This is a genomic window from Micromonospora sp. NPDC050495 (assembly GCF_040655175.1).
Lineage (GTDB): Bacteria > Actinomycetota > Actinomycetes > Mycobacteriales > Micromonosporaceae > Micromonospora.
The window spans coordinates 59,805-75,097 of record NZ_JBFAJK010000014.1; the positions used below are offsets into that span (position 1 = coordinate 59,805).

A 15,293-nucleotide genomic window follows, 5' to 3' on the forward strand; every position below is an offset into this window, starting at 1 on the left:
GGTCGCCCGTGGGGGGCGCCGGGCGGGGCGGCACGCGGGCGCCGGAAACCCGGTGACCGGCGGTCGGGCAGCGCACTAGCCTGCACCGGATGCGGATGCGTGCGTTCACCGAGGCCGACTGGGCGCAGGTCGGGCCGATCGTCGAGGCGGTCGTCGCGGCCGGCGACACCTTCCCGTACGACCCGGCGTGGCCGGCCGAGGTCCTGCACGACGTGTGGGTGGAGCGACCCCCGGGACACACCATGGTCGCCGAGGAGGACGGGACGATTCTCGGCACCGCCAAGATGGGCCCCAACCGGCCGGGCCCGGGCTCGCACGTGGCCACCGCCAGCTTCATGGTGGCCGGCGCGGCCCGGGGTCGCGGCGTGGGCCGCGCCCTGGTCGGCTACGCCCTGGACTGGGCGCGCCGCGAGGGGTACGCGGCCATGCAGTTCAACGCCGTGGCGGAGACGAACCTGGCCGCCGTGGCGCTGTACCGCTCGGTCGGGTTCGCCGTGGTCGGCACCGTGCCGGAGGCGTTCACGCACCCCGTCGAGGGCCGGGTGGGGCTGCACGTGCTGCACCGTCGGCTGTGACTGGCCACGATGGGCGATCATGGGCGGATGAGCAGTGAACCGATCGAGCTGGCCGCCGCCCTGGCGCGCTTCGAGCAGTTGTGGAGTCCGCGGATCGTCACCACCGTCAACGACTACGACGTCCGCGTCGCCAAGGTGGCCGGGGAGCACGTCTGGCACACCCACGACCACACCGACGAGTTCTTCCTGGTGCTCGACGGGGAGTTGCGCATCGCGTTGCGCGACGGCGCCGACGGCGGGCAGCGGGAGGTGGTGCTGCCCCGCGGCGCGGTGTACGTGGTGCCGCGCGGGGTCGAGCACCGGCCGTCCGCGCCGGACGGGGCCTCGATCCTGATGTTCGAGCCGTCCGGCACCTCCTCGGTGGGGGACCGGCACGAGGAGGTGCCCGGGCACGTCGACGCCACCACCGGGCACCGGCTCTGACCGGCGGGCTCAGCGCGCCGCCGGCGCCCGCGTCGGGGACGTGACCGGCGCGGGCGCCGGCCAGCCGATCCGCCGTACGCCGGGCACCAGGGCGGTGCCGGCGCAGGCGACCAGCACCAGCACCCCGGCGACGGCCAGCGGAACCGGCGGTCCCCAGGCGCGGGCGGCGAGCGGGGCCAGGGCGTACCCGAGCGGCATGGCGCCCAGCGACATCAGCCAGTCGTACGAGGTGACCCGGGCGAGCACCGCCGGCGGGAACTGTCCCTGCACCACCGTCTCCCAGACCGGGTTGAGGAACCCGAGGGCGGTCAACGCGAGGCAGTAGGCGGCGACGACCAGTGGGGCGGGTGCCGCCCCGGCGAGCAGCAGCAGCGGGGCCGCGTACGCGGCCAGCGCGAGGTTGCCCAGCAGCACCGGCCGCCGTGGGCGGAGCCGGGCGGCCAGCAGCGAGCCGGCGAGCATGCCGACGGCGCCCACCTGCTGCAGCAGCACCCACACCCCCTCGCCGCCGAGCCGCTGCACGGCGACCACGGGACCGATGGTGAGCAGCACCGCGGCGGCGCCGTTCCACACCCCGTGGGCCAGCAGGCTGCTCCAGTACCAGTCCCGGGACCGCACCTCCCGCCAGCCGAGGGTCAGGTCGGCGCGCAGCGACCGGCGCGGCACGGGCACGTGCCGGACCCGGATGAGCGACAGCGTCGCGGCGCTGACCGCGAACGTGGCCGCGTCGATCACGAACGCCCACCCCGGGCCGACGGTCCAGATCAGCAGGCCGGCCAGGCCCGGACCGGCGAGCCGGCTGGCGTTGGCGGTGACGCCCATCAGGGCGTTGGCCCGCTGCCGGCCGGCGGCGTCGACGGTGCCGGCGACCAGCGGGGACGCGGTCGGCATGGCGAACGCCGAGGCCGCGCCGCCGAGGGCGGAGGCCGCCGCGAGGTGGGCCAGGGCGGGCGCGCCGCCGAGCAGCTCCGCGCCGACGACCAGCTGGGCGGCGCAGCGCACCAGGTCGGTGACGAGGGCGACCCGGCGGGCGTCGAACCGGTCGGCGACCACCCCGCCGAGCGGGAGCAGCAGCAGTCGGGGCAGCATGGCGCAGCCGAGCACCACGGCGAGTGCGGCGGTGGAGCCGGTGGCCCGCAGCACCGCCAGGGCCAGCGCGGTGGGCACCACCGCGTCGCCGACCGCGGAGACCGTGCGGCCGAGGAAGAGCAGACGGAAGGCGGGTAGCCGGAGGGGAGACGTCATGATCGGAGGCTAGTTCGACGTCGAATATTTCGTCAACGAAATATTGCACGTGCGCGTACGGTGGTCGGGTGACCGCCCGTGATCGCACCGACCGACACGTCGAACGCTGGCTGCCCGTCCTGCCCGACCTGGACCCGGACGTCGAGGGCGCGGTCACCCGCATGTCGGTGCTCACCCGCCACCTGCGCGAGGTCAAGGACCGCGCGCTGGCCGAGCTGGACCTCCAGGAGAAGGAGTACGGCACCCTGCACGCCCTGGCCGGTCGGGGCGGCCGGGCCGCGCCCTCCGAGATCGCCGACGACCTGCGGATGGCGCCCGCCTCGATCACCGCCCGGGTCGACGCGCTGGTGCGCCGCGGGTACGTGCGGCGGATCCCCTCGACCGTGGACCGGCGGCGCATCGACGTGGAACTGACCGCCGCCGGCCGGGACGCCTGGCGGCGTGGCATGGAGGTGGTCGGCGACGAGGAGTGGCGCGTGCTCGGCGTGCTCAGCCCGGACGAGCGGCGCCTCCTGGCCGACCTGCTGCGCCGGGTCTGCCGGGCCGCCGAGGGCGCGCCAGGACCGGGAAGTGTCGGCGGCCGGGTCTAGATTGGCCCTGGCAAGCCCAGCCGTCCCGTCCGAGGAGTCGCCATGACCACACTCGCCGACCGGCCGCACACCGCCTTACTCGTCATCGACGTCCAGAACGGCGTGGTGGCCCACGCCCACGACCGGGACCGGGTCGTGGCCAACATCGCCACCCTCGTCGACCGGGCCCGCGCCGCCGGCGTCGCGGTCGTCTGGGTGCAGCACCGCAGCGACGACCTGCCCACCGGCAGCCAACCCTGGGAGTACGTGCCCGAGCTGGTGCGGGGCGACGCCGAGCCGCTCGTGCACAAGGCGTACGGCGACTCCTTCGAGGAGACCGACCTGGAGCGGGTGCTCGCCGAGCGGGGGATCGGCCGGCTCGTCGTCGCGGGCGCGCAGACCGACGCGTGCATCCGATCGACCCTGCACGGCGCGATCGCCCGGGGCTACGACGCCACCCTGGTCGCCGACGCGCACACCACGGAGGACCTCAGCGACTACGGCGCGCCGCCGCCGGACCAGGTCATCGCCCACACCAACCTGTACTGGGGAGAGCACAGCGCGCCCGGGCGCACCGCCGGCACCGTCGACACCGCCGAGGTCGACTTCGCGGTCCCGGCCCGGACCTGACCGGCGGGGGAAAATGCCTGGCCGGTGGCGGGCGCGCCTGCCAGGCTGCGGCGTATGAGTTCACAGGCCCTGGCGGGTGCGCTCGCCGACGACCGCCGCCGTGCCGTCTTCGCCGCCATCGTGCTCGGCGCGGCCGACCTGTCCGCCGTCGCGTCCCGTGCCGAGCTGTCCACCCGCGACGCCGCCACCGCCGTTCGCCGGCTGGTCGACCTGGGCGTGGTGACCGACGACGGCACCGGGCTGCGCGTCGACGGGCGGTGGCTGCGCGAGCAGGCCAGGGCGAGCGCGCCGGCGACCGCCGCACCCGCCGCGAATCCCCGGGAGTCGATCCTGCGCACCTTCCTGCGCGACGGGGCGCTGACCCGGCTGCCCGCCCAGCGCGGCCGCCGCCGCGTGCTGCTGGAGCACGTCACCGAGCGGTCCTTCGAAACCGGCGTCCAGTATCCGGAACGCGCCGTCGACGACGCGCTGCGCGCCTGGTGCGAAGGCGGTGCGGCCGACCACGTCACGCTGCGCCGCTACCTGGTCGACGAGCGGCTGCTCAGCCGCGACCACGGCGTCTACTGGCGGCCCTGACCCCCGCGGGCCCGTCGACCGTCCGGCGAGGACCGGCCGCCCCGCCCGGCAGCCTCCCGACCCGGACGCCGGATCCGATCCGCTTCCGGTACGCCCGGCGGCCGCTCCCTGCCGGCCCGGGTTGACGACGCCGTCCGGGCGCGCTAAACAAGAAATCGGGAACTTGAGTCAACCAGACTCAACTTGACACCCTGGGTTGAGGAGAACCGAGGAGGCACCGCCATGTTGATGCGTACCGACCCGTTCCGTGAGATCGACCGGCTCGCCGAGCAGTTCTTCGGCACCACCGCGCGGCCGGCGGTCATGCACCTGGACGCCTACCGCGACGGGGACTTCTTCTACGCCGCCTTCGACCTGCCCGGCGTCGACCCGGACAGCATCGACTGCACGGTCGAGCGCAACGTGCTGACGGTGCGCGCCGAGCGGCGCCGGCCCACCGGCGAGGGTGTCGAGCTGGTCGCGGCCGAGCGGCCGATGGGCACCTTCACCAGGCAGCTGTTCCTGGGCGACACCCTCGACACCGACAAGCTGGAGGCCGGCTACGACAACGGCGTACTGACCCTGCGCATCCCGATCGCCGAACGCGCCAAGCCGCGCCGGATCACCGTCTCCACGACCGGCAACGGCCACCGGGAGATCAGCGCCTGACCGGGCGCCGGCCGGGAGGTTCAGCACCCGACCGGGGGCCGGTCCGGATCGCGGCGCCGCCAGGGCGCGGGCAGGAGCAGCAGCGCCGATGGGGCGCCGCCGGGGGATCAGCGCCCGACGGCGGGACCGGTGGGGGCGTCCGTGACGGACGTCCCCACCGCCGGGTCCGGGGCGGCCGGATAGAGCCGGGCCAGTGCGTGCGCGGTGCTGGCCAGCCGGTCCCGCAGCTCGGCCGGCTCCAGCACCTCCACCTCCGCGCCGAGCTTGAGCAGTTCGGTGTGGGCGTGGCGGACCGACTCGATCGGCACGCTGGTCTCCAGCCAGCCGTGCTCGTCGGGTGGGCCGGCCGCCGCGCGGGCCGCGCGGCTCATCTCCGGCGGGAAGACGTACGGCATGAACTCCAGGGCGGCCACGGTCAGTCGGATCCGCGCCCGGGCCCGGTAGACGTCCTGTTCGTAGCGGCGGGTCCAGTCCCGCCAGTAGCCGGCCAGGTCGAAGTCGGCCGGCCGCTCGTACCGCTCGTCGCGCGGCAGCACGTCCAGCACGGCGCCGACCCGGTAGGTGCGGATCTGCTCGTCGCAGCGGGCCACCAGGTACCAGCGGCCCGCCTTGAGCACCACGCCCAGCGGGGCCACCACCCGGGTCACCTCGCGCGGCGCCCGCCACCGCCGGTAGCGCATCTGCACCAGCCGGTCCTCCCACACGGCGCGGGCCAGCGCGGCCAGGTGGGGGGTGGGTTCGGGGTGCCGGAACCAGCCCGGCGCGTCGAGGTGGAACCGCTGCCGCATCCGGCCGCCCCGGTCGGCCAGCTCGTCGGGGAGCGCGGCGAGCACCTTCAGCTCGGCCGCCGCCACCACCGGGCCCAGCCCCAGCTCGGCCGCGGGGCCCGGCATGCCGGCCAGGAACAGCGCCTCGGCCTCCGGCGCGGTCAACCCGGTCAGCCGGGTCCGGTACCCGTCGAGCAGCCGGTAGCCGCCGGCCGGGCCCCGGTCGGCGTACACCGGCACCCCGGCCGCGCCGAGCGACTCCACGTCCCGGTAGACGGTCCGGACGGAGACCTCCAGCTCGTCGGCGAGCTCCTGGGCGGTCATCCGGCCCCGGGTCTGCAGGAGCAGGAGCAGGGAGACCAGGCGGCTGGCACGCACCCGCCGACGGTAACGCGCCAGGAACACCGGTCGGGGTCCGGCCCGCGGATGGGCGGCGGTGTTTCGGCTACCCCTCAAGCTCGGCGTGGCCGCCGGGGCAGGACACCGGCGAGCACCGTGGTCACGAGCTTGTTGACGGTGGCCGTGGTCGGCGGGTCCGGGTCGCGGTCCGCGAACAGCAGATGCCCGCCGCCGACCAGGGAGAGGGTGAGGGAGTCGAGGTCGGCGTCGGCCGCGATCCGGCCCAGGTCGCGCTCATCGGCCAGGTAGGCGGAGACCGCGGTCGTGACCTCGGCGAGGATCGCGATGCCGCCTCCGGGCCTGGCTTGTCGCAGCCGGGCGCGCAGCTCGTCCCGGAAGGTGATGAGCGGGATGATCGCCACCGGAACCGGTCCGAACAGGGTGGTCAGCGCGCCGGTCAGATTGTCGGCCACCGTGCCGGTGCCGGCGGCCGCGCGCAGCGCATCCGCTTGTCTCTCCAGCTGCCCGGCCCGGTCGAGCACGAGCTCGGCGAGGAAGGCGTCGAAGTCGGTGAAGTGCCGGTGCAGGACGCCTTTGGCGCAGCCCGCCTCGTCGGTGACGGCCCGGCTGGTCAGCCCGTTCGGGCCGGCACGCAGCAGCACGCGCTCGGCGGCGTCGAACAGCTGTTGCCGCGCGTCGCGAAGGTGCATCCCGGTCGGCACTGTCAGATCCTCTCGTCCGTGCGGCGCCTGGCATCGGTTGCCGTAGTGGGCGCTTGCCCACTAAAGTGAACGCATGCCCACTCTACCGGGGAAGCAGTCGGAGCCGGCGCAGCCGCATCAGGCCCGGCAGACGGCCGAATCGTTCGGCACCGACGCGCACCGCTACGACCAGGCCCGACCCGGCTACCCCGACGGCCTGGTGGCCCGGATCGTCGCCGGGAGTCCCGGGCCGGACGTGCTCGACGTCGGCTGCGGCACTGGCATCGCGGCCCGCCAGTTCCAGGCCGCCGGCTGCGCCGTGCTCGGCATCGAGCCGGATGCGCGGATGGCCGACCTCGCGCACACCCGCGGCCTGCCGGTGGAGGTGGCGACCTTCGAAGCCTGGGAGCCGGCCGGCCGGACGTTCGACGCGGTGATCGCCGCCCAGTCGTGGCACTGGGTGGATCCCGTCGTCGGCGCGGTGAAGGCGGCCCAGGTGCTGCGTCCGAACGGGCGCCTGGCGATCTTCGGGCACGTATTCGAACCGCCTGTGGAGGTGGCCGAGCCCTTCGCCGCCGCCTACCGGCGGGTGGCCCCCGACTCCCCGTTCACCAGGCAGCCGGCGCGACGTCCACTGGAGATCTACCAAGCGGGGTACGCACAGATCGCCGACCAGATCCGCGAGACGGGGCGGTTCGAAGACCCGGAGCAGTGGCAGGTCGACTGGGAGCGGTCCTACACCCGCGACCAGTGGCTGGAGCTGCTCCCCACCACCGGCGGCCTCACCCGACTGCGGTCCGATCAGCTGAGCGAGATACTGGGCGCGGTCGGGGACGCCGTCGACGCGCTGGGCGGCCGCTTCACGATGCACTACACCACTCTGGCGACCACCGCCGTCCGCGTCGGCGCCCCTTGATCCGCTGCCGTACCGGACGAGTCGGTGTGCCGGCTGTCGCATTCCGTCGGGCGCGCCTCGTCGCGAATCGCCCCGCCGGCTGAGAGCCTTTTTCACATGCTGCGTCCCGAGGTGCTACCCCGCGGGTCGGCGCGGCCCGCCCTGCCCGGCGGCCCGGTCGACTTCACCGAGGCGTGGCTGCGCAACCGCCGGCTGTCGGAGCACACCCGCGACGCGTACCGGCGGGACGTCGCCGGGTGGCTAACCTGGTGCGCGGGGCACGAGGTCGACCCGCTGCGGGCCACCTTCCTGGACGTCAACGCCTACGGCCGGGCGCTGGAGGCCACCGTGGCCGCGCGCAGCGGCCGGCCGCTCACCCCGGCCACCGTGGCCCGTCGGCTGTCCGCCCTGTCCAGCTGGTACGACTTCCTGGTCAAGCTGCGCGCGGTGGACGCCAACCCGGTCACCGCCGCCGACCGGCCCCGGGTCGACCGGGACCACTCGGCCACCGTCGGGTTGACCCCCGACGAGGTGGACGCGCTGCTGGCGGCCGTCGAGGCGGAGACCGGCCCGACGGCCGCGCGCAACCGTGCCGCCATCGCGCTCCTGGCCGACCTGGGACTGCGGGTCGGTGAGCTGATCTCGCTGGACGTGGCCGACCTCGGGACGGAACGCGGGCACCGCAGCGTGCGGTTCGTCGGCAAGGGCGGCAAGGTACGCCGCCGCGCACTGACCCCCGGCACCGCGTACGCGGTCGACGCCTACCTGACCGCGCGGGCCGCCGCCCAGCGGGTGACGGTGCCGGAGCTGACCGGCCCGCTGCTGGTCACCGCCACCGGCGCCCGGCTGGACCGGCACTCGGTGTTCCGGCTGGTACGCCGGCTGGCCCGCACCGCCGGCATCGCGGCCTGGGCGAAGCTGTCGCCGCACTCGCTGCGGCACGCGTTCGCCACCACCGCGCGCGCCGAGGGGGTGCCGTTGGAGGACGTGCAGGACGCGATGGGGCACGCCGACCCGCGCACCACCCGCCGCTACGACCGGGACCGGCACAACCTGGACCGCGACCCGGCGTACGCCATCTGGGCGGCCCGGGCCCGCCGGCGCGGCTGATCGTGTCGCACGCCCGTCCTAGCGTGCGGTGATGCGACACGGACTGGAGATCTGCTGCGGCGGCCCGGCGATGACCGCCGCCCTCCTGGTCGAGCTGGGCGAGCTGGCGGAGCGGGCCGGCTGGGACGGGCTGTTCTTCGAGGACTACCTGATCTACTACGAGGGCGAGGACCCGCCGACGTACGACCCGTGGTTGCTGCTCGCCGCGATCGCCGGCCGCACCCGGCGGCTCCGGCTGGGCACCACGGTGACCGCGTTGCCCCGCCGCCGGCCGGCGAAGCTGGCCCGGGAGGTGCTCACCCTCGATCACCTCTCCGGCGGCCGGGCCACCGTCGCGGTCGGCGTCGGCGACCCGAAGGACCGGGGCCTCGCCGCGTTCGGCGAGCCGACCGACCTGAAGACCCGGGCGGCGATGCTGGACGAGGGCCTCGACCTGCTGGTCGGGCTGCTCGGCGGCGAACGTGTCCGGCACCACGGCGTCCACTACCGGGTCGACGGCGCGACGCTGCGGCCGGCGCCGGTGCGCTCGCCGCGGGTGCCGGTCTGGGTCGGTGGCAGCACCCAGGCGAAGGCGGTGCTGCGGCGGGCCGCCCGCGCCGACGGGATCGTGCCCTACAAGCTCACCGACACCGGCGACTGGGCGGACTTCGCCCCCGAGGAGGTGCGCGACCTGGTGGCCGCGTTGCCGGCCACCCGTGCCGACGGTCAGCCGTTCGACGTGGCGATCGGCGGCCGGCGACGCCGGGCCGACGAGCGCGCCGAACGCCGGTACCTGGGGGAGCTGGCGGCGGCCGGGGCGACCTGGTGGCTGGAGTTCGTCCCCGCCGGCGACCCCGCGGCGATGCGCGCGGCGGTCGCCCGCGGGCCGCTGCGCTGAGCGGGCGCGGGGGTGTCGGTGGGCGTCGCGGATCCGGTATGGCGGCGGGCCGGGCCGGGGCGCTCAGCGGGACGGGCCCGATGCCGGGCACGCCGGGGGCCAGGGCCGCCGGCGTGCCCGGTCGACGGTCAGCCCTGCGGGCGGGGGCAGAGGCAGAACGGCTGGCCGATCGGGTCGAGCAGCACGGTCCACCGCTCGCCGCCCGGCTGGAACTCCGGCTTCGTCGCGCCGGCGGCCAGGAACTCCTTCTCCGCGACGGTCACGTCGTCGACGTGCAAGTCGAGGTGGTAGCGCTTGCCGGCGGCCTCGTCCGGCCAGCCCGGCGGCGCGTACCCGGGCACCAGGCCAAAGCCGATCGAGGTCCCGTCCTTGCTGATCATCGCGTACTCGGCCTGGCTGTGGGTGACCTCCCAGCCGAGGACGCGGGAGTAGAACCCGGCGTGGGCGGCCGGGTCGGAGCTGTCGAGGTTGACCATCGCGAGGTCGGCGTGCACTGTCATGCCGCCATCCTCCCGGCGGTACCTGACACCCTGTGGCAGGTACCTGGGCGGCAAGTTCCTGCGCCCACCCGGTTCCGGTCTCTACCGTCTACAGGTGATGGGCAGGGAGCGGGCGTACCACCGGCCGGCCCGGCGTCGCCGGCCGGTACGCGGCGGTGTGCTGGTCGCCGGCCTGGGGTTGGGCACCTGCCTGGTCGGGGTGGCCGGCCTCGGGCTGTGGAACGTGCAGCTGGTGTTGCAGGCCCACGGCCCGGTCCGGGAGACCGCCGACACGTTCTTCCAGGAGATCGTCACCGGCGACCCCGACCAGGCGTACGGGAAGCTGTGCCGCGACGCGCGCGGCAAGTGGAGCCAGGTCGGCTTCGCCAGCTGGGTACGCACCCCGCCGCAGGTCAGCGGCTACGAGATCGTCGACGTGTCGGTCGCCACCCGGGGCGGGCGCCCGCGCGGCACGGTCACCGTGCGGCTGACCCGCGAGGGCGGCGCCAGCGAGCAGCGGGACCTGCCGGTGGTGCAGGAGGACGGCCGGTGGCGGGTCTGCGGGGATCCGTTCTGAGCCCGGTGCGGGGCCGGACGGGACGGCTCAGCCGCGCGGGCCCAGGTCGCCGGAGCGGTAGTGCCGGCGGCAGAGCACCTGGTAGCGCACGTCGGCGCTGTCGACCGTGTCGCCGATGACCACCTGCTCGCCCTCGCGGGCCACCCGCCCGTCGACGACCCGGGCGTTGAGCAGCCCTTCCCGGCCGCACCAGCAGAGCACCTCGACCTGGATGCGGGCCACCTCGTCGGCGAGTTCGAACAGCCGCTGCGCGGCCGGGAACAGGCAGGAGCGGAAGTCGGTGGCCAGGCCGAACGCGTACACGTCGACGTCGTACTCGTCGACCAGCTCGGCCATCTGCTCGATGTGCTCCAGGTTGTAGAAGGACGCCTCGTCGCAGATCAGGTAGTCCACGCGTACCCCGTCGGCGAGGCCGTCGCGGACCAGGTCGCGCAGGTCCAGCTCGTCGATGACCTCGATGGCCGAGTGGGCCAGCCCGATGCGGGTGGTGACCTGCGGGCCCAGCGAGCGGTCGATGCGGGTGGTGACCAGCCCTCGGCGGCCCTGCCGGCCGTGGTTGTAGTTCATCTGCAGGGCCATGGTGGACTTGCCGCAGTCCATCGGCCCCCAGAAGAACTTCAACGCGGCGGCGTGCAGCGGGCGCCCGTGCACGCCGCGCGCGGCGGCGCAGCCGCCGGCACCGTCGCCACCGGTACGGGGCAGGGGCCGGGCCAGGCAGATCGGAGCGGCGTCGTCGGTCACGTCGGGGCAGCCTAGCCCATCGACGCGAGAGGATCTTGCGGGCGCGGCGTCCGGCTACAGCACCCGGGGCGGGGTGTTGCCGGCCGCGATGATGGCCCGGCGGATCGGCACGGCCGCCAGCAGCGCGAACCCGACCACGAAGAAGATCAGCAGGGAGACCAGGCCCACCCGGTAGGAGGAGGTGAGCTGGAACACCAGGCCGAAGGCGAGCGGCCCGAGCCAGCTGGTGCCCTTGTCGCTGATCTCGTAGAAGCCGTAGTACTCGCCCTCCTTGCCGGCGGGGATGAGCTGGCTGAACAGCGACCGGCTCAGCGCCTGGCTGCCGCCGAGCACCAGGCCGATGCAGCCGCCGAGGATCATGAACGGCACGGGCGCCTCGGCGGGCAGCCGGAACGCCGCGATGATCACCCCGGTCCAGAGCACCAGCGACAGCAGCACGGTCTTCCAGGCGCCGATGCGTCGGGCCAGGGCACCCAGGGCGAGCGCGCCGCCGAAGGCCAGGAACTGCACCAGCAGGATCGTCACGATCAGGGTGCTCTGCTCCAGCCGCAGTTCCTCGGTGCCGTACTGGCTGGCCAGGGTGATGACGGTCTGGATGCCGTCGTTGAAGACCAGGAAGGCGAGCAGGAAGAACAGCGTCAGCGGGTACGCCTTGATCTCCCGCAGGGTGCGGCCGAGCTGGCGGAATCCGTCGGTGAGCACGTTGCCGCCGCCGCGCAGCGCCGCGGCGGTGGGGTGCTCGCGCAGCCAGCGCAGCGGCAGCAGGGTGAACGCCGCCCACCACACCCCGGCCGAGACGATCGACCAGCGGGCCAGGTCCAGGGTGCGCTGGTCGTTGCCCTCCTCGCTGAGCAGCGTGACCGCCACCAGGTTCAGCGCGAGGAGCAGGCCACCGCCGAGGTAGCCGATGGCCCAGCCGCGGCTGGAGATGGCGTCGCGTTCGTCCGGGCCGCCCAGCTGCGGCAGGAACGAGTTGTAGACCACGACGGCCGCGCCGAAGGAGATGTTGGCGATCAGGAACAGCACGCCGCCGAGCAGGTAGCGCTCGCCGGTGACGAAGGCGAAGCCGATGGTGGCCGCCGCGCCGGTGAACGCGGCCAGGGCCAGCAGCCGCTTCTTGTGCCGGGTGCGGTCGGCGACCGCACCGATCACCGGCAGCACGAACACGGTCAGGAACACCGACAGCGAGATCAGGTACGGGTAGTAGGAGCCGGCGGCGACCCGGATGCCCAGCGGGTGCACGGACCCGTCGCAGCTGTCCGCGCCCAGCTCGCAACCGGCCGCCAGCTCGGCCACGGTGGTGAGGAACGGCCCGAGGAACACCGTGATGACGGTGGTCTGGAAGGCGGAGTTCGCCCAGTCGTAGAGGTACCAGCCGGTGCGTTCGCGGCGGGTGCTGCCCGGGCGGGCGGGCTCGGCGACGGCGGGGGCGACCGTTTCGGCCATCAGGGTCCTCGGGGCTCAGGCGGCCCAGTGGCCGCGGCTGCGGTAGACGTCGCGCAGCACGCCGACGTGATCGGTCATGATGCCATCCACACCAAGATCAAGTAAGTGGTGCATCTGGGCGGGTTCGTCGATCGTCCAGACGTGCACCTGCAACCCCAACCGGTGGCAGTACGCGACGAACCGCCGGTCCACCACCGGGATGCGCCCGTACCGGGGCGGCACCTGGGCGGCCACCACGGACGGGGGCAGCCGCAGCGAGCGCCCGTGCAGGCTGGCCATCCGGATCCGGGCCACTCCGCGCATGCCGAGGCTGGTGGCGACCTTCGGGCCGGCCAGGGCGCGCAGCCGGGCCAGCCGGGCGTCGCTGAACGAGGCGAGCAGCACTCGGTCGGCGGCGCCGGTGCGGGTGATCGTGTCGACGGTCGGCTCGACGCCGCCGTCGGCCTTGACGTCGACGTTGAACCGGACCTCCGGCCAGGCGGCGAGGACCTCGTCCAGGCGGGGGACGACGGCGGCGCCGCCGACGCGTACCGAGGCGAGGTCGGACCAGCGCAGGTCGGCGATGCGGCCGGGTTCGCCGGTGACCCGGCGCAGGGTCGGATCGTGGAAGATCACCGCCACCCCGTCGGCGGTGGCGTGCACGTCGGTCTCCACGTACCGGTAGCCCAGGCCGACGGCCCGGGCGAACGCGGCGGCGGTGTTCTCGTCCCCGTCGGCCGCGCCGCCCCGGTGGGCGAAGGCCAGCGGCGGCGGGGCGTCGAGGTAGCCGTGACGGGGCTGCACGCCGGAAGTATGCCGGGTGCGGGTGACCCACCGGTGACCGGCTGGCGTCACCTGAACCAATTTCCCTATCGTTCCCTATCCTGCCTACGATAGGGAACGATGAGTGATGACCTGTACTCGGTCGAGCAGGTGGCGGAGCTTCTCGGCCTGCACGTACGCACCGTGCGCGGCTACATCCGCACCGGCCGGCTGCGCGCGGTGCGGATCGGCAAGCAGTACCGGATCGCCCGGGCCGACCTCGACGCGTTGACCGGCCGGCCGGGGCCGCCGGCCGGGACCGCCGCGCTGGAGGTGTCGAGCGTCGTGCGGGTCGACGGCGTGGACCGGCGCACGGTCGACCGGATCACCACCCTGGTGCACGCCGCCGCCAACACGGGCCACGACCCCGCCCACCCACTACGGGTGCAGACCGTCCACGACGAGGAGCGCCACCGCATGACGATCGTGATCCTGGGCGACGCCGTCGCCACCGCCGACCTGCTGCGGCTGGTCGACGCCGTGCTGCGCGACGGCGGCCTGCTCACCGGGACGGTGCGCGATGCCTGACCTGATCGAGGAGCGCGCCGGGGTGCCGGTGCTGGTCTGCGACCCGTCCGGCCCGCCGCTGAGCACCGAGCGCGACGCCCTGGACCTGATCGGCGCGGCCTTCGCCGGCGCCGAGGTGGTCGCGGTGCCCGCCGAGCGGCTGGATCCGGCCTTCTTTTCCCTCGGCAACCGGTTCGCCGGGGAGATCATGCAGAAGTTCGTCAACTACCGGCTGCGGCTGGTCGTCGTCGGCGACATCAGCGCCCACCTGGCGGCCAGCGGCGCGCTGCGCGCCCTGGTCGCCGAGTCCAACCGCCACGACCAGGTCTGGTTCGTGCCGGACCTGGCCGCCCTCGACGGGCGGCTCCGGGCCCTGGCCTGACCCCACGATGTCACCCCCGGGCGGTACGGTCCGAACCCACCGGACGGGGGAGGCGACACGATGGTGGACGGACAGGGCTGGACCGGGCTCGGCTACCGGTCCTGGGCGGACGCGGCGCAGGTCCGGGACCGGCTGGCGGCCGGCGCGGACCCCGACGCGGAGCTCGACTGGCGCGACACGCCGCTGCACCGGGCCGCCGTCACGGGCACGCCGGAGGTGATCGCGCTGCTGGCCGCCCGCGTCCGCGACGTCGATGCCCTGCGCGCCGGCCGGACCGCGCTGTGGCAGGCGGTCGACGAGGGCCGCCACGACAACGCCCGCGCCCTGGCCGCGGCCGGCGCGGATCCGTGGCTGCCGATGATGTCCGGCTGGTCGCCGGGGCGGCTGGCGCTGGCCGGCCCGGAGCCGGAGCTGTTCGGCCCGCCGCCGCCCGGCGCCGGGCTGACCGACGCCGAGCGCGACGCCGTGGCCGAGGCCCGCCGGCTGATCTCCGCCGTGGGCGAGATCTGGTACGACGGCATTGGCCTGGCCTGCGTGGCGCGGCTCGACGCGGCGGAGGCGGTGCGCCGGCTCGGCGCGACCCCGGTGCCCGAGGCCGAGGCGACCGACGCGGCCACGCTGGACATCGTGGGGGTCACCGACGTGCCGGGCGGCTGTGTGGTCACTCAGCCGTGGGGTTACGCCCCGCAGCAGCCGGGCGTGCTGGGTGCCCTCTCGGTGGGCACCCGCTGCTACGGGTTGTACGCCAATCCGAAGAGCGGCAACCAGGGCAGCATCGCCGTGGACGGCGTCCTCGAGGGCTGGGACCTGCACCCCGGTGGTTGGGCCGGCGAGGACGACCCGCCGGAGCTGGTGCTGGCCTCCTACCTCTACCGGCTCCGGGCGGAGGCCTACAGCTGCGCGTACGCCGGGCTGCGGCTGACCGACGCGCGGGCGGTCACCGGCCCGCCCGACGTCTGGGTGCGGCTGCCGGAGCGGGACTGGTGGGCCTGGCGCTGACCCTCG

20 protein-coding genes are annotated in these 15,293 nt (G+C 74.7%); 13 read left to right on the forward strand and 7 right to left on the reverse strand.

Annotated elements, in window-relative coordinates; translation table 11 throughout:
- Positions 1-89 precede the first annotated feature (89 nt).
- Entirely contained in the window at positions 90-575 is a 486-nt protein-coding gene (locus AB0I11_RS16485) for a GNAT family N-acetyltransferase (RefSeq protein ID WP_357320224.1), read from the forward strand.
- A 27-nt stretch (positions 576-602) separates the two neighbouring features.
- On the forward strand, positions 603-998 hold the full coding sequence (locus AB0I11_RS16490; protein WP_357320227.1) for a cupin domain-containing protein: 396 nt from the start codon (positions 603-605) through the stop codon (positions 996-998).
- 9 nt (positions 999-1,007) lie between these two features.
- Here AB0I11_RS16490 and AB0I11_RS16495 read toward each other — a convergent pair whose 3' ends face one another.
- A complete protein-coding gene (locus AB0I11_RS16495) occupies positions 1,008-2,243 on the reverse strand; it encodes an MFS transporter (protein WP_357320230.1) in 1,236 nt (411 codons plus the stop codon).
- A gap of 68 nt (positions 2,244-2,311) precedes the next feature.
- On the opposite strand from AB0I11_RS16495, the gene AB0I11_RS16500 reads away from it, so the two are divergent.
- The 4 genes from AB0I11_RS16500 to AB0I11_RS16515 all read left to right on the forward strand — a co-directional run bounded on the left by AB0I11_RS16500 (position 2,312) and on the right by AB0I11_RS16515 (position 4,666).
- Positions 2,312-2,833, forward strand: a complete 522-nt coding sequence (locus AB0I11_RS16500; protein WP_357320233.1) for a MarR family transcriptional regulator — start codon at positions 2,312-2,314, stop codon at positions 2,831-2,833.
- A gap of 42 nt (positions 2,834-2,875) precedes the next feature.
- On the forward strand, positions 2,876-3,442 hold the full coding sequence (locus AB0I11_RS16505) for an isochorismatase family protein (protein ID WP_357320235.1): 567 nt from the start codon (positions 2,876-2,878) through the stop codon (positions 3,440-3,442).
- Between the two features lie 54 nt (positions 3,443-3,496).
- Positions 3,497-4,018, forward strand: a complete 522-nt coding sequence (locus AB0I11_RS16510; RefSeq protein ID WP_357320238.1) for a DUF2087 domain-containing protein — start codon at positions 3,497-3,499, stop codon at positions 4,016-4,018.
- A 222-nt stretch (positions 4,019-4,240) separates the two neighbouring features.
- Positions 4,241-4,666 (forward strand): Hsp20/alpha crystallin family protein, encoded by a 426-nt coding sequence (locus AB0I11_RS16515; RefSeq protein WP_357320241.1) that lies wholly within the window; start codon positions 4,241-4,243, stop codon positions 4,664-4,666.
- Positions 4,667-4,773: 107 nt separating this feature from the next.
- Here AB0I11_RS16515 and AB0I11_RS16520 read toward each other — a convergent pair whose 3' ends face one another.
- On the reverse strand, positions 4,774-5,811 hold the full coding sequence (locus AB0I11_RS16520) for a YafY family protein (RefSeq protein ID WP_357320244.1): 1,038 nt from the start codon (positions 5,809-5,811) through the stop codon (positions 4,774-4,776).
- A 74-nt stretch (positions 5,812-5,885) separates the two neighbouring features.
- Positions 5,886-6,494, reverse strand: a complete 609-nt coding sequence (locus AB0I11_RS16525) for a TetR/AcrR family transcriptional regulator (protein WP_357320247.1) — start codon at positions 6,492-6,494, stop codon at positions 5,886-5,888.
- A gap of 73 nt (positions 6,495-6,567) precedes the next feature.
- Here AB0I11_RS16525 and AB0I11_RS16530 point away from each other — a divergent pair, with 73 nt between their 5' ends.
- The 3 genes from AB0I11_RS16530 (at position 6,568) to AB0I11_RS16540 (ending at position 9,355) form a co-directional block, all read left to right on the forward strand.
- Positions 6,568-7,389 (forward strand): class I SAM-dependent methyltransferase, encoded by an 822-nt coding sequence (locus AB0I11_RS16530; RefSeq protein WP_357320251.1) that lies wholly within the window; start codon positions 6,568-6,570, stop codon positions 7,387-7,389.
- A 96-nt stretch (positions 7,390-7,485) separates the two neighbouring features.
- Positions 7,486-8,478 carry a tyrosine-type recombinase/integrase gene (locus tag AB0I11_RS16535; RefSeq protein ID WP_357320254.1) on the forward strand — a complete coding sequence of 331 codons (993 nt, stop codon included), beginning with the start codon at positions 7,486-7,488 and terminating at the stop codon, positions 8,476-8,478.
- 31 nt (positions 8,479-8,509) lie between these two features.
- Entirely contained in the window at positions 8,510-9,355 is an 846-nt protein-coding gene (locus AB0I11_RS16540) for an LLM class flavin-dependent oxidoreductase (protein WP_357320256.1), read from the forward strand.
- Between the two features lie 128 nt (positions 9,356-9,483).
- Here AB0I11_RS16540 and AB0I11_RS16545 read toward each other — a convergent pair whose 3' ends face one another.
- Complete coding sequence (locus AB0I11_RS16545; RefSeq protein WP_357320260.1) at positions 9,484-9,855, reverse strand: VOC family protein; 372 nt, start codon at positions 9,853-9,855, stop codon at positions 9,484-9,486.
- A gap of 97 nt (positions 9,856-9,952) precedes the next feature.
- Here AB0I11_RS16545 and AB0I11_RS16550 point away from each other — a divergent pair, with 97 nt between their 5' ends.
- Positions 9,953-10,411, forward strand: coding sequence for a hypothetical protein (locus AB0I11_RS16550; protein ID WP_357320474.1), 459 nt, complete (start codon positions 9,953-9,955; stop codon positions 10,409-10,411).
- Between the two features lie 27 nt (positions 10,412-10,438).
- Here the strand turns inward: AB0I11_RS16550 and AB0I11_RS16555 are convergent, their stop codons facing one another.
- The 3 genes from AB0I11_RS16555 to AB0I11_RS16565 all read right to left on the reverse strand — a co-directional run bounded on the left by AB0I11_RS16555 (position 10,439) and on the right by AB0I11_RS16565 (position 13,381).
- Entirely contained in the window at positions 10,439-11,113 is a 675-nt protein-coding gene (locus tag AB0I11_RS16555) for a thymidine kinase (protein ID WP_357320477.1), read from the reverse strand.
- Between the two features lie 93 nt (positions 11,114-11,206).
- Complete coding sequence (locus AB0I11_RS16560) at positions 11,207-12,598, reverse strand: MFS transporter (RefSeq protein ID WP_357320262.1); 1,392 nt, start codon at positions 12,596-12,598, stop codon at positions 11,207-11,209.
- A gap of 15 nt (positions 12,599-12,613) precedes the next feature.
- On the reverse strand, positions 12,614-13,381 hold the full coding sequence (locus tag AB0I11_RS16565) for a glycerophosphodiester phosphodiesterase (protein ID WP_357320265.1): 768 nt from the start codon (positions 13,379-13,381) through the stop codon (positions 12,614-12,616).
- 99 nt (positions 13,382-13,480) lie between these two features.
- Between AB0I11_RS16565 and AB0I11_RS16570 the strand changes: the two genes are divergently transcribed.
- The 3 genes from AB0I11_RS16570 to AB0I11_RS16580 are packed head-to-tail and all read left to right on the forward strand — an operon-like array spanning position 13,481 to position 15,287.
- Positions 13,481-13,927, forward strand: coding sequence for a helix-turn-helix domain-containing protein (locus tag AB0I11_RS16570; protein ID WP_357320268.1), 447 nt, complete (start codon positions 13,481-13,483; stop codon positions 13,925-13,927).
- Positions 13,920-14,288, forward strand: coding sequence for a DUF4180 domain-containing protein (locus tag AB0I11_RS16575; RefSeq protein ID WP_357320271.1), 369 nt, complete (start codon positions 13,920-13,922; stop codon positions 14,286-14,288). The genes AB0I11_RS16570 and AB0I11_RS16575 overlap by 8 nt, the downstream gene beginning before the upstream one ends.
- A 60-nt stretch (positions 14,289-14,348) precedes the next feature.
- Positions 14,349-15,287, forward strand: a complete 939-nt coding sequence (locus AB0I11_RS16580) for an ankyrin repeat domain-containing protein (RefSeq protein ID WP_357320274.1) — start codon at positions 14,349-14,351, stop codon at positions 15,285-15,287.
- Positions 15,288-15,293: the final 6 nt, after the last annotated feature.

Bases quoted from the DNA above. Each gene is read 5' to 3' on its own strand.
- AB0I11_RS16575 (WP_357320271.1), top strand. From the start codon at position 13,920: ATGCCTGACCTGATCGAGGAGCGCGCCGGGGTGCCGGTGCTGGTCTGC.
- AB0I11_RS16485 (WP_357320224.1), top strand. From the start codon at position 90: ATGCGGATGCGTGCGTTCACCGAGGCCGACTGGGCGCAGGTCGGGCCG.
- AB0I11_RS16495 (WP_357320230.1), bottom strand. From the start codon at position 2,243: ATGACGTCTCCCCTCCGGCTACCCGCCTTCCGTCTGCTCTTCCTCGGC.
- AB0I11_RS16515 (WP_357320241.1), top strand. From the start codon at position 4,241: ATGTTGATGCGTACCGACCCGTTCCGTGAGATCGACCGGCTCGCCGAG.
- AB0I11_RS16550 (WP_357320474.1), top strand. From the start codon at position 9,953: ATGGGCAGGGAGCGGGCGTACCACCGGCCGGCCCGGCGTCGCCGGCCG.
- AB0I11_RS16570 (WP_357320268.1), top strand. From the start codon at position 13,481: ATGAGTGATGACCTGTACTCGGTCGAGCAGGTGGCGGAGCTTCTCGGC.
- AB0I11_RS16505 (WP_357320235.1), top strand. From the start codon at position 2,876: ATGACCACACTCGCCGACCGGCCGCACACCGCCTTACTCGTCATCGAC.
- AB0I11_RS16545 (WP_357320260.1), bottom strand. From the start codon at position 9,855: ATGACAGTGCACGCCGACCTCGCGATGGTCAACCTCGACAGCTCCGAC.
- AB0I11_RS16510 (WP_357320238.1), top strand. From the start codon at position 3,497: ATGAGTTCACAGGCCCTGGCGGGTGCGCTCGCCGACGACCGCCGCCGT.
- AB0I11_RS16490 (WP_357320227.1), top strand. From the start codon at position 603: ATGAGCAGTGAACCGATCGAGCTGGCCGCCGCCCTGGCGCGCTTCGAG.
- AB0I11_RS16530 (WP_357320251.1), top strand. From the start codon at position 6,568: ATGCCCACTCTACCGGGGAAGCAGTCGGAGCCGGCGCAGCCGCATCAG.
- AB0I11_RS16580 (WP_357320274.1), top strand. From the start codon at position 14,349: ATGGTGGACGGACAGGGCTGGACCGGGCTCGGCTACCGGTCCTGGGCG.
- AB0I11_RS16560 (WP_357320262.1), bottom strand. From the start codon at position 12,598: ATGGCCGAAACGGTCGCCCCCGCCGTCGCCGAGCCCGCCCGCCCGGGC.
- AB0I11_RS16535 (WP_357320254.1), top strand. From the start codon at position 7,486: ATGCTGCGTCCCGAGGTGCTACCCCGCGGGTCGGCGCGGCCCGCCCTG.
- AB0I11_RS16540 (WP_357320256.1), top strand. From the start codon at position 8,510: ATGCGACACGGACTGGAGATCTGCTGCGGCGGCCCGGCGATGACCGCC.